The organism is Pseudomonas sp. UBA3153 (genome assembly GCF_002364635.1).
Classification (GTDB): Bacteria; Pseudomonadota; Gammaproteobacteria; order Pseudomonadales; family Pseudomonadaceae; genus Pseudomonas_O; species Pseudomonas_O kuykendallii.
The window spans coordinates 48,802-62,881 of the sequence record NZ_DEYR01000002.1 but is presented as its reverse complement, the minus strand read 5'-3'; the positions used below and the strand labels follow the sequence as shown (position 1 = coordinate 62,881).

Sequence of the window (14,080 nt, the reverse complement as noted above, 5' to 3'; positions counted from 1 at the left end):
AGGTTTTCATGCGTGTGGCATTGATGGTGGCTGGCTTCAGCTCATGCGCGGCGCTCGCGGAAGCGGGTGACGCGCAGAGCTTTCGCGAACTGACCCGCAAGTCCTGGGTCGAGTGCTCGTGGCGGGCCGATGCCTCCAGCATGCCGTTCGCCGGGGCCGCCGCCCTCATCCGCACCCGCGACTGCGTGGAGCTCGCGACCCTCCAGGCCGAGCGGGACTATCGAACCGTCTCCGGCAGCCTGCAGTCGACCCTGAGGCCCTACTATTCGGCGTGGCGGGCAGGGATCGGGGCCCTGACGCAAGTACCGTACGCGTCGCGGACAGTCGCCGAGCGCTCGATCGGCGAGTCGTCGAAACGCCTCGACGAGGCCTGGGCCGCTACAGAGACCGTGCTGCAGAACCCCAGCCTCAGGTCCGAGGACCTTGCCGTGACCGAAGTTGGCGCCGAAACGCCTGCCGACACCCAAACAGCTGAGAATCTCTGAACGCTACCAGACGCGCTGGCGGACGACGGCGGAGCGACTCCACCCATGGGAAGAACTCACCTCGTCCCCCGCCCAAAATGCAGCAGCGTGGCGAAAAGTAGCGCACCACCAGAGGGCGCAGCGTCGTTCGGCGCCTTTCCGCCCCAGCCCACTTGAGCCCAACGGCAGGCGAAAGGCGTTGAAAATGCGACAGCATGTTTGCTTATCGCGACAGTCAACTTCATTGATGCGACAAGCGCGACAGCGTCCAGATTGGATCAAAGGTTGCAAGCTTGGCTGTCATCTCACCCCATGCTAGCTTGCACCCGACCACGAAGAGGACCCCCCATGGCCGAGGCCGCGCCCGCGCTTGAAGTACGCAATCTGCATAAACGCTACGGCGACCTCGAGGTGCTCAAGGGCATCTCCCTCACCGCCCGCGACGGGGACGTGATCTCGATCCTAGGTTCGTCCGGCTCCGGAAAATCGACCTTCCTGCGCTGCATCAACCTGCTGGAAAACCCCCACCAGGGCCAGATCATCGTTGCCGGCGAAGAGCTGAAGCTCAAGGAAGGCAAGAGCGGCGAGCTGGTGGCCGCCGACAACAAGCAGATCAACCGCATCCGCAGCGAGATCGGCTTCGTCTTCCAGAACTTCAATCTCTGGCCGCACATGAGTGTGCTGGACAACATCATCGAGGCGCCGCGCCGGGTGCTCGGGCAGAGCAAGGCGGAAGCCGTCGAGGTGGCCGAGGCGCTGCTGGCGAAGGTCGGCATCGGCGACAAACGCCACGTCTATCCCAATCAGCTTTCCGGCGGTCAGCAGCAGCGCGCGGCCATCGCACGCACCCTGGCGATGCAGCCGAAGGTGATTCTTTTCGATGAACCGACCTCGGCGCTCGATCCGGAGATGGTACAAGAAGTGCTTAATGTGATCCGCGCGCTGGCCGAAGAAGGTCGGACCATGCTGCTGGTTACCCACGAGATGAGCTTCGCCCGCCAGGTATCCAGCGAGGTGGTTTTCCTCCACCACGGTCTGGTCGAAGAGCAAGGATCGCCGCAGCAGGTCTTCGAAAACCCGCAATCGGCGCGCTGTAAACAATTCATGTCCAGCAATCGCTAACGGAGCTACGTCCCTCATGATGACTTACAAGAAGATGCTGCTGGCTGCTGCCGCCACTCTGGCGTTCGGCACCAGCGCTATCGCTGCCGACAAGCTGAAAATCGGAACCGAGGGTGCCTACCCACCCTTCAACCTGATCGACGCCAGCGGCCAGGTGGTCGGCTTCGACATCGACATCGCCCAGGCCCTCTGCGCGAAGATGAAGACCGAGTGCGAAGTCGTGACTTCCGACTGGGACGGCATCATTCCCGCGCTGAACTCGAAGAAATTCGACTTCATCGCCGCTTCGATGTCGATAACCGACGAACGCAAGCAGGCCGTCGACTTCACCGACGCCTACTACACCAACAAGCTGCAATTCATCGCGCCGAAAGCCAGCACCCTGAAAACCGACAAGGCCAGCCTGAAAGGCAAGGTCATCGGCGCCCAGCGCGCGACCATCGCCGGCACCTGGCTCGAAGACAACATGGCCGACACCGTCGAAGTCAAACTCTATGACACCCAGGAAAACGCCTACCTCGACCTCGCTTCCGGCCGTGTCGATGGCGTGCTGGCCGACAAGTTCGTCAATTGGGAATGGCTGAAGAGCGCCGCTGGCAAGGACTTCGAGTTCAAGGGCGACCCAGTGTTCGACAACGACAAGATCGGCATGGCCGTACGCAAGAACGACCCGCTGCGCGAGAAGCTGAACGCCGCGCTCAAGGAAATCGTTGCCGACGGCACCTACAAGAAGATCAACGACAAGTACTTCCCGTTCAGCATCTACTGATCGGTCCGGACGGCGCGGTTTCCACCGCGCCGCTCCTCTGCCACGCTCCCTTGCATAGTTCCTTGCGATGACTTTCGACCTTTACGGATTCGGCCCGGCACTGGCTGCTGGAACGCTGATGACCATCAAGCTGGCCCTGTCCGCCCTGTCCCTCGGACTGGTGCTCGGCCTGCTCGGCGCACTCGCCAAGACTTCCCCGTACAAGCCGTTGCGATGGCTTGGCGGCAGCTACTCGACCCTGGTTCGCGGCGTTCCCGAACTGCTCTGGGTCTTCCTCATCTATTTCGGCACCGTCGGCCTGATGCACGCCATAGGCGAAATGCTCGGCCGGCCCAACCTCGAGCTGAGCGCCTTCGCCGCGGGCACCATCGCCTTGGGCATCTGCTTCGGCTCGTACGCCACCGAGGTATTCCGCGGCGCCATCCTGGCCATTCCCAAGGGCCACCGCGAAGCCGGCCTGGCCCTGGGCATGAGCAAGGCGCGCATCTTCTGGCGGCTGATCCTGCCGCAGATGTGGCGCATCGCGCTGCCCGGTCTGGGCAACCTGTTCATGATCCTGATGAAGGACACTGCGCTGGTCTCGGTGATCGGCCTGGAAGAAATCATGCGCCGCTCGCAGATCGCGGTGACGTCCAGCAAGGAGCCCTTCCTGTTCTACATGGTCGCGGCCTTCATCTACCTGGGCCTGACCATCCTCGCCATGATCGGCATGTACTTCCTCGAAAAACGCGCCTCGCGCGGCTTCATCAGGAGCGCGGCATGAACTGGGAAGTCATCATCAAATGGCTGCCGCGCCTGACCGACGGCGCGATCCTGACACTCGAACTAGTCGCCTTCTCGGTCATCGCCGGGTTGATCCTTGCCTTGCCGATCGGCATCGCCCGCGCGTCGCGGCACTGGTACGTGCGCGCGATTCCGTTCAGCTACATCTTCTTCTTCCGCGGCACGCCGCTGCTGGTCCAGCTGTTCCTCGTCTACTACGGCGCCGCGCAGTTCGACGCCGTTCGCCAGAGCCCGCTCTGGCCGTACCTGCGCGATCCCTACTGGTGCGCGGTGCTGACCATGACCATGCACACCGCCGCCTACATCGCGGAAATCCTGCGCGGGGCGATTCAGTCCGTACCGCCGGGGGAGATCGAAGCCGCCCGCGCACTCGGCATGTCGCGCGCGCAGTCGATGCTGCACATCATCCTGCCGCGCGCGGTACGCATCGGCCTGCCGGCCTACAGCAACGAAGTGATCCTGATGCTCAAGGCCAGCGCGCTGGCCAGCACCATCACACTGCTGGAACTGACCGGCGTGGCGCGGACCATGAACGCCCGCACCTACCTGCCGGTGGAAGGCTTCTTCACCGCCGGGATCTACTACCTGGTTATCACCTTCGTGCTGATCAACGCCTTCAAGCTGCTCGAACGCTGGCTGCGCGTGGACGCCTGCCAGGGCCGCTGAGCCCTGCACCCATGGCATTCAGGCCCGCAGCCGTGCTCGACGGCGCCGCATTGCTCGAGCGCTTCCAGGCGCTCGATGCCTTCCTCGTCGAGCACCAGGCACTCTGGCGCCCCAAACCCTTCACCGAACGCCGGCTGCCCTGGGAAGACCAGCATCCGGCGCTTTCCGCCTGGTTGCGCCAGCGCAGCCTCGATGACGCCGAAGCCGCGCACAACCAGCCACACCACTTGCCGGCACCCGCGCCTTTCCCGGCACTGGCGGAACGCTCGACGGCGCTCAGCGAACTGAGCGAGTTTCCCGCTGCGCAGCTGACCCCGCGATCCCGGCTCGACGTCGACGTGCCGGGCCGCAAATGGCAGCAGATCCACGCCTTCGCCAGCCGCCTGGGCTTCGACAGCGCGCCACGGAGCTGGCTCGACTGGTGCGCCGGCAAAGGTCACCTCAGCTGCCTGCTGGCCAGCCAGGGCCAGCCGGTATGCAGCCTGGAATGGGACGCAAAACTGGTGGAGGCAGGCGAGCGCCTCAGCGCGCGCCTGCAGTTGCCGGTCAGCCATCATTGTCAGGACGTGATGGCCGCCGACGTGCTCGCGCATCTGCGTGCGGACCAGGCGCCGGTCGCCCTGCATGCCTGCGGCGACCTGCACATCCGCCTGCTGCATCTGGCCAGCAGCGCCGGGTGCGGCCATATCGCCCTCGCGCCCTGCTGCTACAACCGGATCGCCGCCGAGCATTACCAGCCGCTCAGCGCCGCCGCGGCCGGCTCGACGTTGCGCCTGTCGCTGGACGACCTGCGCATACCCATGCAGGAAACCGTTACCGCCGGCGCCCGCGTGCGCCGGCAGCGCGACGAGTCCATGGCCAGGCGCCTGGCCTTCGACCTGCTGCAGCGCGAGATCCGCCAGCAGGACGAATACCTGCCGACGCCCTCGCTGCCGCCTTCCTGGCTGAACAAGCCGCTCGCCGACTACTGCCGCGAACTCTGCGAGCTCAAGGGCCTGCATCTCGATTACGAGCCCGACTGGCAGCGCCTCGAACGCTCTGCGTGGGAATGCCTGGCCCAGGTACGCAACCTGGAGCTGCTTCGCGCCCTGTTCCGCCGCCCGCTGGAGTGCTGGCTGGCGCTGGATCGCGCGTTGTTTCTCGAGGAGAACGGCTATCGAACCCGCCTGGGCAGTTTCTGCCCGCCTTCGCTGACTCCGCGCAACCTGTTGATCCTGGCGGAAAAAAGGCAGGCCGAGTAGGTTTACAGCGGTGCGCCTGCCGCTATAATGGCGCCCCTTCATGCCGGTATAGCTCAGCTGGTAGAGCAACTGACTTGTAATCAGTAGGTCCCGGGTTCGACTCCTGGTGCCGGCACCACACAAATCAAAGGGTTACGTGAAAGCGTAGCCCTTTTTTGTGCCAGAAATTCGGCCCAGGGTAGGATTGGACTAGGGATTTGACACCCCATGCCCTGCATGCGCAGCGGGTAGAGAAATAACAGCATCACACTGCCCAGCGCGCCAGCGCCAACAGAGGTGAAGGCCACACAAAGCCCCAGGACCGCACCTGAAACACGGTCAGGACAGGCTGCACGGCCTTGAAGCGCTCCGTCTGGCCGACGCGGCGGTTTCGGGCATATGCCATCAGCTTTGGTGCCGCAAAAATTCCCACGGCAGTGATCAAAATCACCATGCCAATTGCCTTGCTTAGCCATTCCACCTTGGCCGCCTGCGCACCCAGGCTCACCATCACTACGACGACCAAGGCCAGGGGCAGGCTGCAACCACAAGCGCTTGGCTACCTGCCAGTCCACCTGGCCGCTGGCATGATGAATACGCGCGCCCACCAGCTTGGCAATGGCGGCAAATCACAAGTCGGTTGCAATTGCAGTGGCTGGCGACACCTCAAATACCAACAGCAGGATTGGCGTCATCAAGGCGCCACTGCCAACCCCGTCAAGCCAACGACAAAACCGGTCAGCGCACCTGCCAGTGAATATGTCCGATCAATCACGTAGGGATCAGTACGGCGCTGCGCGCATCCACAAAAGAGGAGTTCAGAACATCAGGCTTGCCGTAACGCAGGGGATTGCCCTCCCTCCCGGTCCAGCACCACGCCCCCTGCGCCTTCAAGCACCGCCTGCGCGGCCGCAGTGTCCCAATCACAGGTAGGTGCCGGGCGCGGATAGATATCAGCTACTCCCTCCGCCACCCGGCAAAATTTCAATGAGCTGCCAGCCTGTATCAGGCTGACCGAACCAAGCCGCTCGATGAATGCCTGCGTTTCTTCGTTCAGATGGCTCTTGCTGGCGACAACGCGGCAACCATCATCCGACCCAGCCGCGCTGACCTTAATCGGCTGCGTATCTTTGGCTGTCTCTCTGAATGCAACTAGGCAGGGGCCGCCCAACACATGCAGTCGATAGCAGGCGCGTACATCACACCCAGCACACTGCGGCCCTGATCGATGAGCGCGATGTCGACCGTGAACTCGCCATTGCGCGCGATGAATTCCTCGGCGCCATCATGAGGATCGATCAACCAAAAGCACCCAAGCCATTGCGATACACCAGCGAGCACTCATCATCTTCCGACACATATATGCTGTCGCACAATGCAAATACCTGTTATTAGATTTGATCATTAACTCTTTTTGCATAATTTTTTATTGCCAGGGCCTAGCATGAAACAAACTACGACAGTCACTGCAGGTGCCTTTATAGGGCTCGAGGCCGAGCAGGTCTGGGATACCCATCTCGCCTATGAACACCTCAAAGCGTGCGGCGAGGCCGATACCAAGCGCACGGCCGAGCGCCGCCTGAACGCTCAGGGTCTGCTGCCTGCCGAATTGATCGAAGAAGCGTTGCAAGACCAACTTGGCCGCGCACCAAACAGAATCGTATTGGCCTGGGCCATGGAACAAGCCCGCAAACGCCGCGATAGAGTGCTGTTCGTTCAACTGAGCCCATTACCCAGCGGAAAACCCTGCCTGCACGCGAGCGATGCCAGGGGTGCGCGCTTCTGGGTGCCATTGGCAAATGTCGAGTGGGAGACAGTCCGCACGGCCTGTGTCGCGTTGCAACAACACATCGGCAAGCCCGTCGCGCTGTTTCCGCATGGCTCGTTGGTAGCCTCGATGCGCAACGCGGTCGAGATGCATGACATCCACTTCTGCGTGCATGTCTACCAACCGGTGCTACCGGCCAATCTCAAGCTCCCCCGGTTCGATTCAATGCCCGCCGAGGCAGCATCCGAACTATCCCCGCACCTCAGGCGCCTGGAAGCAGAGAGCATCCACATCATCCGTGAGGCGGTGGCCGAGGCGCAGAACCCGGCGATGCTCTACTCCATCGGCAAAGACAGTGGCGTAATGGTCCACCTTGCCCGCAAAGCGTTCTTCCCCTCACCGCCGCCCTTTCCGCTACTGCACGTAGACACGCGCTGGAAGTTCAAAGAGATGTACCTGTTCCGTGATTTCATGGCACGTGAAAGCGGCATGGACTTGCTGGTACACACCAACCCGGAAGCCATCGAAAAGAATATCAACCCCTTCGATCATGGCTCCTCGCTGCATACCGACATCACCAAAACCGAAGGGCTCAAACAGGCGCTGGACACGTACAAATTTGATCTCGTGCTCGGTGGCGCGCGCCGCGACGAAGAAAAGTCCCGCGCCAAGGAGCGCATCTTCTCGTTTCGCAGCGCAACCCATCGCTGGGATCCGAAAAGCCAGCGCCCGGAACTCTGGAACCTCTACAACACCCGCAAAAGCCAGGATGCCAGCATTCGAGTATTCCCCCTGTCGAACTGGACCGAACTCGATATATGGCACTACATCTACTTGGAAAACATCCCCATGGTGCCCTTGTACTTCGCCAAGCTGCGGCCTGTTGTCGTGCGGCCCGAGATGATCATGCTGGTCGACGACGAACGCTGCAAACTGCTGCCCGGCGAAGACATTCAAATGCGCCAAGTACGTTTTCGCACACTAGGCTGTTACCCGCTGACAGGGGCAGTGGAGTCAGAGGCACAAACGCCGGAAGACATCCTTCTGGAAATCATCAACACACGACAATCCGAACGGCAGGGCCGTCGAATCGATACGGATAGCGCAGGCTCCATGGAGAAGAAAAAACAAGAGGGCTACTTCTGATGGCACGCCTCAAAAAAACCAGCTCGCCAACACAGCCCCCACACAAGACCGCAACACTAAGCGAATGGCTCGAGCAGCAAGCCCATCAGGACCTGTTGCGCTTTATCACCTGCGGCAGCGTCGATGATGGCAAAAGCACGCTCATCGGCCGCCTGCTCTGGGAAGCCCAGCAAGTCTTCGACGATCAGTTGAGTGCGCTGCAGGCCGACTGCAAACGCCATGGCACGCAAGGTAACGACATAGACTTTGCCCTGCTCGTAGATGGCCTGGCAGCCGAGCGAGAACAAGGCATCACCATCGATGTGGCCTACCGCTTCTTCTCCACGCCGCGTCGCAAATTCATCGTGGCCGACACCCCTGGCCACGAGCAATATACGCGCAACATGATCACAGGAGCCTCCACCGCAGACGTTGCGGTATTGCTGGTCGATGCGCGCCAAGGCGTGATGACGCAAACCCGCAGGCACGCCTATCTGGCAGCACTGGTGGGCATAAAGCACATTATCCTGGCCATCAACAAGATGGATCTGGTGGCGTATGACCCTCAGAAGTTCGCCGATACGCTGGCTGCGTTCAACACAGCGGCCGAGCAATTGGGGTTCGACAGCATCACCGCCATCCCTTTGTCGGCTCTCAAAGGCGACAACATCACCACACGCTCGGCACATACGCCCTGGTATCAAGGACCTACCCTGATGGCGTGCCTGGAAACCATCGACCCTCGCCCCCCCAAGGAATTAAAAACGGTCTTTCCCGTTCAATGGGTCAACCGTCCGGATGCCAGCTTCCGAGGCTTCAGCGGCACACTGGCCTCCGGTCAGCTAGCCGTTGGCAACGAAGTGCGCGTAACGGCTTCCGGGCAAACGGCAAAAATCGCACGCATCGTCACTGCCAACGGTGATCTCGACTGCGCCAACCCGGGCGATGCCATCACGCTGGTACTGGACCACGAAGTCGATTCCTCAAGAGGCGACATACTGGCACGCGCCGAGCAACCGCTGGAAATGACCGACCAGTTCGAAGCCACCCTGGTCTGGATGCACGACGACCCTGGCCTGATAGGCCGCTCCTACGAGATCAAACTGGCGAACCAATGGGCCAGCGCCAGCGTTACCGCACTGAAGCACCGCATAGACGTCAACACACAAGCTCACGAATCGTGCCGCCAGCTGCAGCTCAACGACATCGCAGTAGCCAACCTTGCACTGAGCAAGCCACTGGTTTTCGATACCTACGCTCAATCACATACCCTGGGCGGATTCCTGCTGGTCGACAAATACACCCACAGCACGATCGCCGCAGGCATGATCCGCCACAACCTGCGCCGCGCACAGAACGTACATCGGCAAGCACTAAGCATTACCCGTGAGGACCGCGAGCGCCTAAATGGCCATAAAGGCAAAGTCATCTGGTTCACCGGTCTTTCCGGCTCGGGAAAGTCGACCATCGCCAACGCCCTGGAGAAAGAACTCCACGCCCAGGGCAAACGCACCTATATCCTCGATGGCGACAACGTTCGCCAGGGCCTGAACAAGGACCTTGGCTTCACCGATGCCGACCGGGTGGAAAATATTCGACGCGTGGCTGAAGTAGCCAAACTGATGATGGATGCAGGGCTGATCGTGATGACCGCGTTTATCAGCCCCTTCCGGGCAGAACGCCAGATGGCCAGGGAGCTGATAGGAGAAGATAACTTTATCGAAGTGTTCGTAGACACGCCACTAGCCGTTTGCGAGCAGCGCGATCCGAAGGGACTTTATAAGAAAGCAAGAAGCGGACAATTACCCAACATGACTGGCGTCAGCAGCCCGTATGAGCAGCCACTAAGGCCCGCTCTGACCGTTGGAAAAAAACAGATTGAGGTAGATGAAGAAGTGAAATCGATTCAGAACATTATTGAGGCATGGTGATGCCTGAACGAACCTCATCAGCAAAAGATGACATAAAGATGCTGAACGTGGGCGTCGATTACAGGCCGCTGTCGGGGGTAGGTCGTTATACTCGTGAGTTGCTGAGCCTGCTGACCGAGGTGCAGAACGTGCACTGGTTTCTCTACTGCGATTAGCCTTCGAGGCTCCGCTCGCCAACCAACGTCACTCTGCGTCTTTCAGGGCAGGAAGGCTGGCCGAGCATCTGTGGTATCAGGTCCTTCTGCCGCGCCAGTTCAAGCGCGATGGTCTCGACGCGTTGTGGTCTAAGCGGCATCACTTGCCGCTGCTCATGCCGTCGTCCGTGCGTTCCATGGTGACCATCCATGACCTGACATGGAAGCGCTTCCCCGAGACGATGAAGCCTTTGCAGTACTGGTCCGAGCGCCTGCAGATGCCGCACTCGCCGCGCGAGGCCGCACGGACCATCACTATTTCCCGCGTCCAACCGCAATGGCCTTGCGCGCTATTTCCCTGCAATCCAGGCCAAGGTTGCATTGTACCCAGTGATGTCACCTACCTTGAGGCCAGGGCATGTGAACGGGTGCTGCTCTGCAGTACCCGCTGTTCGTCTGCACGCCGGAGCCGCGCAAAAAACGTCCAGCGTTTGCTTGAGGCATATGCGCAACTTGCGCCAGAGCTACGCTCTGCCTACCCGTTGGTGCTGGCTGGCTGGCGGGCATGGCTGGATGGTCGACATTGATCAACTAGTGGATCGGCTGGGCATCCACACGGATGTTGTGGCGCTTGGAGCGGTTTCAGGAGCGGAGCTAGGCTATCTATACTCGAAAGCCAGATTGCTGCTGATGCCCTCAATGTATGAAGGCTTCGGCCTACCGATCCTTGAAGCCTTCCAGTTCGGCGTGCCGGTCGTCACTGCTAACTGCAGTTCCATGCCAGAAGTCGCCGGCGCCGCAGGCCGCTTGGTCGACCCGCTGCAAGTCGAGAGTATCCGCGCCGGGATCGAGCGACGCGCGGATTCCCGGGCAGCTCGCTCGCTTCGGCTGGAAGAAGGCGGCGCAGAACACACTCGAGGTGCTCAGAGCGGAATAGCCTTAAAATACCTGAGGGGTATCCTGGTACTGTCTTCGCGTGCGAGAGCGGTGAGCGGCCGGCCGAGCTGATGCAACGCACCGTACTCCGCGAGCGCTGCACGGGCCAACCCTTGGTGCTGCACCCGGACAATGGTCCGCGCCGATGAAATCGGTGACGCTGCTGAGCAAACTGTACGATCTGAGTGTGAAGGCGCCGATAGGCTGCCAATTACGCGTCGCTCCCGATCAGCGATACGGGTGTTGATTACGCGCTTGCTGGTACAGCGCATGACGCTCGATCAGCACCTCTTGATCCTCGCCATGATGACGCTGCGCCGGGGTCACGAAGCGGATGCGGCTGTGGCGATGCTCGTGAATAACATCGCGCACCCAGTTGCGTGCGGCGTCCAAATCCCCAAAGCCATCCTTGGGCCAAGGCGGGCATCATTCAGGGTTCCAAACAACGATTCTGAGTACGGATTGTCGTTGCTCACCCGTGGTCGTCCGCGCGATAGGGCGATGCTCAACCCAGAGAGGAAACAACCAGCTCTGAAAATGGCAGCATAAGAAACACGACTGACGCGACAACTAACTTGCATAACGCTGGGGCACGTAAAACTCAAGACACCCGCCGCACCTGCACATTCTGCAGGGCAATCGTCTTACGCCGGTGGTCGGCAACACCCTGGACCTCGAATGCAGATTTTACTCCAGCAAACCGGAACTCAACCCGCGCTCCGCTGAAGCCCTGCTCTGCTGACCGCATCTTCACCGAAGCCACGAGGAAACCGTCGCGGATCGAGTTTTGGTGCGGCGCATAGGACCCGTTGATGAAGATCTGCATCGACGCATAGATTTCGTCATCAATCACCGACACGATGTTGAAATCGAGACAGATCTCGCCCTGAAGCGCAATGGCGGGATAAAGCACCGAGGATGGCCCCGGCCCGCCCCATCTGGCGCAGCCGCCGCCAAGCCCGGCCTCACGCTCAAGCCAGCCTTCGCCCACCAGCGCGCTTTCCATGCCGAATGTGGCCTCTTCCCCTGGCACCAGCGTCCGCAGCTTCTGCCCGCCGCGAAGCTGGAACAGCGCATCGTGATAATCCTGCACGTGCCGGTCAAAACGCTTCTTCGCTTCCTCGAACACGATCGCATCAATCTTGTTCTTCTCGCTCAGAATATCCTTGAGTCTTTCCCGCTCAACCGGATCCAGCCTGGCGCTCTGCGGTGTAACATTCAGTTTTTCATCGGAGTAAGTGTTGTAGAAATCAAGATTAAAGGAAATGATTTCGGCAAACATGTCCAGCCGGTCCGTCACGCCCACGAGATCAATATTTTCCAGATTCTTCAGTGCCGTCTCCAGCAGGATGTCATCAGCGGGAACACTGCCCACATAGCCTGCAAGCTGCTTTGCCTGATAATTTTCCATAAAGGAGGCATGATGGCTGTCACGTTCACCGTGAAGCAGCGCGTCTAGGTCACCCCGCCTCACATCATTGATCACGCTGACCAATTCGGGCGCGACAGTTTTCATGTGAACATCCGGGATGCGGCGCCAGTGTTCGATCTGCGAGAAAACGCGCTCAACCGGGTCCCTGAACACTGAAATGACCTTGAGAAACGGATAGAGCTGGCGGAAGTCATCGATCACCAGATGCGAAAAATGGAACTTTGCTATCAGTTTGTACTGGGCAAGCTCCGCACACATCCGGATCCGCTCAGCATGCCTGCGCCGGGTTTCACAAGAGAAGTCTGCAAAGTAAATTTCGGCCGAGCGGACAGGGCTAACCTTGTCATCCGCGATATACTCGCCAGCGGCGTAATTGTTCTCAAGAAAACGGTAGAACGACGTTCCGCCCGTCTTCATCAAATGCAGGAAAAAAAGATGATGGTCATGCATCAGGATATCCGTCGCATCTGAAGACTTTGCAGGGCAATAGTCTTACGCCGGTGGTCCGGCACGCCATGCGCCTCGAAAGCCGACTTCACGCCGCAGAAGCGGAACTCGATGCGCGCGCCGGATGTGCTCTCCTGCCGGCTGCGTGTCTTCACCGAGGCCACGAGGAAACCGTCGCGGATCGAGGTTTCGTGCGGTGCATAGGAATCGTTGATGAATATCTGCATCGACGCATAGATTTCGTCATTGATTACCGACACGATGTTGAAATTGAGACAGGTCTCGCCCTGAAGCGCAATGGCGAGATAAAGCACCGAAGATGGTCCCGGCCCGCCCCATCTGGCGCAGCCGCCGCTAAGCCCAGCCTCACGCTCGAGCCAGCCCTCGCCCACCAGCGCGCTTTCCATGCCTAGTGTGGCCTCTTCCCCTGGCACTAGCGTCCGCAGCTTCTGCCCGCCGCGAAGCTGGAACAACGCATCGTGATAATCCTGCACGTGCCGGGCAAAACGCTTCTTCGCTTCCTCGAAGAGGATCGCATCTACCTTGTTCTTTTCAGCCAGAATATCCCTGATCCGTGCACGCTCCTCTGGATCAATCTTGTTCTCTTTCGGCATCACGTTCAGACGCTCTTGGGAGTAACTGTTGTAAAAACCAAGATTGTAAGAGACGACCCCAGCAAACTTTTCCATTCTGTCCGTCAGACCAACGAAGTTGATCCTTTCCAAATTTTTCAGAGCCAACTCGAGCAGAACATCATCTTCCAAGTCATGAAAAGCATATCCTGCGAGAGTCCGAGCCTGATGATTTGAAAAGATCTTCCTGCAATAATGGTCAGTGGCAAAATTCTGCATCTTTTCAAGAGGAGCAGTTCTGAGCTCTTCAATCAAAGAGCGCATGTCAGAATCCAGCTTGTTGAAATTAACCTCAGGTGTGCGGCGCAAATTCTCGATGTGCGACAGCGCTCTGTCTAGAGGATCGCGCAGAATTGTTATGGTCTTCGCACCTGGGTAAAAGTACAGAAAATCATCAACGAAATTGAACGACGCATGCAGTTTCGAAATGAGCCGGTGCTTTCCAACCTCCGCCAGCAAGTTCAAATACTCCTTTTCAAGGCGCCTTGTGCTTCGCGGAGATTGTGCTGAGAAACCGTCGATATGCCTGTAGCTTTCCACCATCTCCACAGGGATCTGATCACTTTCAGCATAGGCATTCTCAAGAAAACGATAGAAAGACGTTCCACCAGTCTTCATGATATGAAAAAAGATGAGATGATCATCCTGCAT

Annotated in this window: 15 protein-coding genes, 1 tRNA gene and 1 pseudogene; 10 read left to right on the top strand and 7 right to left on the bottom strand. The window is 59.5% G+C overall.

Translation table 11 applies throughout. From position 1 onward, the window contains the following. Positions 1–8: 8 nt before the first annotated feature. From B2X67_RS00480 to B2X67_RS00450, 7 genes are all read left to right on the top strand, one after another. Complete coding sequence (locus tag B2X67_RS00480; RefSeq protein WP_282340965.1) at positions 9–485, top strand: hypothetical protein; 477 nt, start codon at positions 9–11, stop codon at positions 483–485. Positions 486–812: 327 nt separating this feature from the next. Continuing rightward, positions 813–1,586, top strand: coding sequence for an ABC transporter ATP-binding protein (locus B2X67_RS00475; RefSeq protein WP_090225539.1), 774 nt, complete (start codon positions 813–815; stop codon positions 1,584–1,586). A 16-nt stretch (positions 1,587–1,602) separates the two neighbouring features. Next, complete coding sequence (locus tag B2X67_RS00470; protein ID WP_090225537.1) at positions 1,603–2,355, top strand: ABC transporter substrate-binding protein; 753 nt, start codon at positions 1,603–1,605, stop codon at positions 2,353–2,355. Between the two features lie 67 nt (positions 2,356–2,422). Continuing rightward, positions 2,423–3,118, top strand: a complete 696-nt coding sequence (locus B2X67_RS00465; protein ID WP_090225535.1) for an ABC transporter permease — start codon at positions 2,423–2,425, stop codon at positions 3,116–3,118. Beyond that, positions 3,115–3,804, top strand: a complete 690-nt coding sequence (locus B2X67_RS00460; RefSeq protein WP_090225534.1) for an ABC transporter permease — start codon at positions 3,115–3,117, stop codon at positions 3,802–3,804. The genes B2X67_RS00465 and B2X67_RS00460 overlap by 4 nt, the downstream gene beginning before the upstream one ends. An 11-nt stretch (positions 3,805–3,815) precedes the next feature. Beyond that, positions 3,816–5,045 (top strand): methyltransferase, encoded by a 1,230-nt coding sequence (locus B2X67_RS00455; protein WP_286784278.1) that lies wholly within the window; start codon positions 3,816–3,818, stop codon positions 5,043–5,045. Between the two features lie 42 nt (positions 5,046–5,087). Next, positions 5,088–5,163: transfer RNA gene (locus B2X67_RS00450), tRNA-Thr, on the top strand. A gap of 126 nt (positions 5,164–5,289) precedes the next feature. Here B2X67_RS00450 and B2X67_RS00445 read toward each other — a convergent pair. The 3 genes from B2X67_RS00445 to B2X67_RS00440 form a co-directional block, all read right to left on the bottom strand. Next, positions 5,290–5,538: a hypothetical protein gene (locus B2X67_RS00445; protein ID WP_286784277.1), complete on the bottom strand. Its 249-nt coding sequence runs from the start codon at positions 5,536–5,538 to the stop codon at positions 5,290–5,292. 312 nt (positions 5,539–5,850) lie between these two features. Further along, entirely contained in the window at positions 5,851–6,198 is a 348-nt protein-coding gene (locus tag B2X67_RS20760; protein ID WP_376747735.1) for a 3'(2'),5'-bisphosphate nucleotidase CysQ family protein, read from the bottom strand. After that, positions 6,177–6,326: an inositol monophosphatase family protein gene (locus B2X67_RS00440; RefSeq protein ID WP_286784276.1), complete on the bottom strand. Its 150-nt coding sequence runs from the start codon at positions 6,324–6,326 to the stop codon at positions 6,177–6,179. Before B2X67_RS00440 ends, B2X67_RS20760 begins: the two co-directional genes overlap by 22 nt. Positions 6,327–6,468: 142 nt before the next feature. Here B2X67_RS00440 and cysD point away from each other — a divergent pair, with 142 nt between their 5' ends. After that, positions 6,469–7,938: a sulfate adenylyltransferase subunit CysD gene (cysD, locus tag B2X67_RS00435; protein ID WP_286784275.1), complete on the top strand. Its 1,470-nt coding sequence runs from the start codon at positions 6,469–6,471 to the stop codon at positions 7,936–7,938. Further along, entirely contained in the window at positions 7,938–9,848 is a 1,911-nt protein-coding gene (gene cysN, locus B2X67_RS00430; protein WP_286784274.1) for a sulfate adenylyltransferase subunit CysN, read from the top strand. Before cysD ends, cysN begins: the two co-directional genes overlap by 1 nt. A 294-nt stretch (positions 9,849–10,142) precedes the next feature. Here the strand turns inward: cysN and B2X67_RS00425 are convergent, their stop codons facing one another. Continuing rightward, the gene (locus B2X67_RS00425) at positions 10,143–10,295 is read right to left on the bottom strand and encodes a hypothetical protein (RefSeq protein ID WP_286784273.1); all 153 of its coding nucleotides are present in this window, start codon (positions 10,293–10,295) and stop codon (positions 10,143–10,145) included. A gap of 191 nt (positions 10,296–10,486) precedes the next feature. Here B2X67_RS00425 and B2X67_RS00420 point away from each other — a divergent pair, with 191 nt between their 5' ends. After that, positions 10,487–10,990: a glycosyltransferase gene (locus tag B2X67_RS00420; RefSeq protein ID WP_376747734.1), complete on the top strand. Its 504-nt coding sequence runs from the start codon at positions 10,487–10,489 to the stop codon at positions 10,988–10,990. Positions 10,991–11,149: 159 nt separating this feature from the next. On the opposite strand, the pseudogene B2X67_RS00415 reads toward B2X67_RS00420, so the two are convergent. The 3 genes and pseudogenes from B2X67_RS00415 to B2X67_RS00405 all read right to left on the bottom strand — a co-directional run. After that, positions 11,150–11,427 (bottom strand): annotated as a pseudogene (locus B2X67_RS00415) (IS3 family transposase); the annotation flags it as partial. 92 nt (positions 11,428–11,519) lie between these two features. Beyond that, a complete protein-coding gene (locus tag B2X67_RS00410; protein WP_286784271.1) occupies positions 11,520–12,800 on the bottom strand; it encodes a hypothetical protein in 1,281 nt (426 codons plus the stop codon). Continuing rightward, entirely contained in the window at positions 12,800–14,080 is a 1,281-nt protein-coding gene (locus B2X67_RS00405; protein WP_286784270.1) for a sulfotransferase family 2 domain-containing protein, read from the bottom strand. Before B2X67_RS00405 ends, B2X67_RS00410 begins: the two co-directional genes overlap by 1 nt.

Coding starts and splice junctions, on each gene's coding strand:
- B2X67_RS00480 (WP_282340965.1), top strand. CDS start 9: ATGCGTGTGGCATTGATGGTGGCTGGCTTCAGCTCATGCGCGGCGCTC.
- B2X67_RS00475 (WP_090225539.1), top strand. CDS start 813: ATGGCCGAGGCCGCGCCCGCGCTTGAAGTACGCAATCTGCATAAACGC.
- B2X67_RS00470 (WP_090225537.1), top strand. CDS start 1,603: ATGATGACTTACAAGAAGATGCTGCTGGCTGCTGCCGCCACTCTGGCG.
- B2X67_RS00465 (WP_090225535.1), top strand. CDS start 2,423: ATGACTTTCGACCTTTACGGATTCGGCCCGGCACTGGCTGCTGGAACG.
- B2X67_RS00460 (WP_090225534.1), top strand. CDS start 3,115: ATGAACTGGGAAGTCATCATCAAATGGCTGCCGCGCCTGACCGACGGC.
- B2X67_RS00455 (WP_286784278.1), top strand. CDS start 3,816: ATGGCATTCAGGCCCGCAGCCGTGCTCGACGGCGCCGCATTGCTCGAG.
- cysD (WP_286784275.1), top strand. CDS start 6,469: ATGAAACAAACTACGACAGTCACTGCAGGTGCCTTTATAGGGCTCGAG.
- cysN (WP_286784274.1), top strand. CDS start 7,938: ATGGCACGCCTCAAAAAAACCAGCTCGCCAACACAGCCCCCACACAAG.
- B2X67_RS00425 (WP_286784273.1), bottom strand. CDS start 10,295: ATGGTCCGTGCGGCCTCGCGCGGCGAGTGCGGCATCTGCAGGCGCTCG.
- B2X67_RS00420 (WP_376747734.1), top strand. CDS start 10,487: ATGCGCAACTTGCGCCAGAGCTACGCTCTGCCTACCCGTTGGTGCTGG.
- B2X67_RS00410 (WP_286784271.1), bottom strand. CDS start 12,800: ATGCATGACCATCATCTTTTTTTCCTGCATTTGATGAAGACGGGCGGA.
- B2X67_RS00405 (WP_286784270.1), bottom strand. CDS start 14,080: ATGCAGGATGATCATCTCATCTTTTTTCATATCATGAAGACTGGTGGA.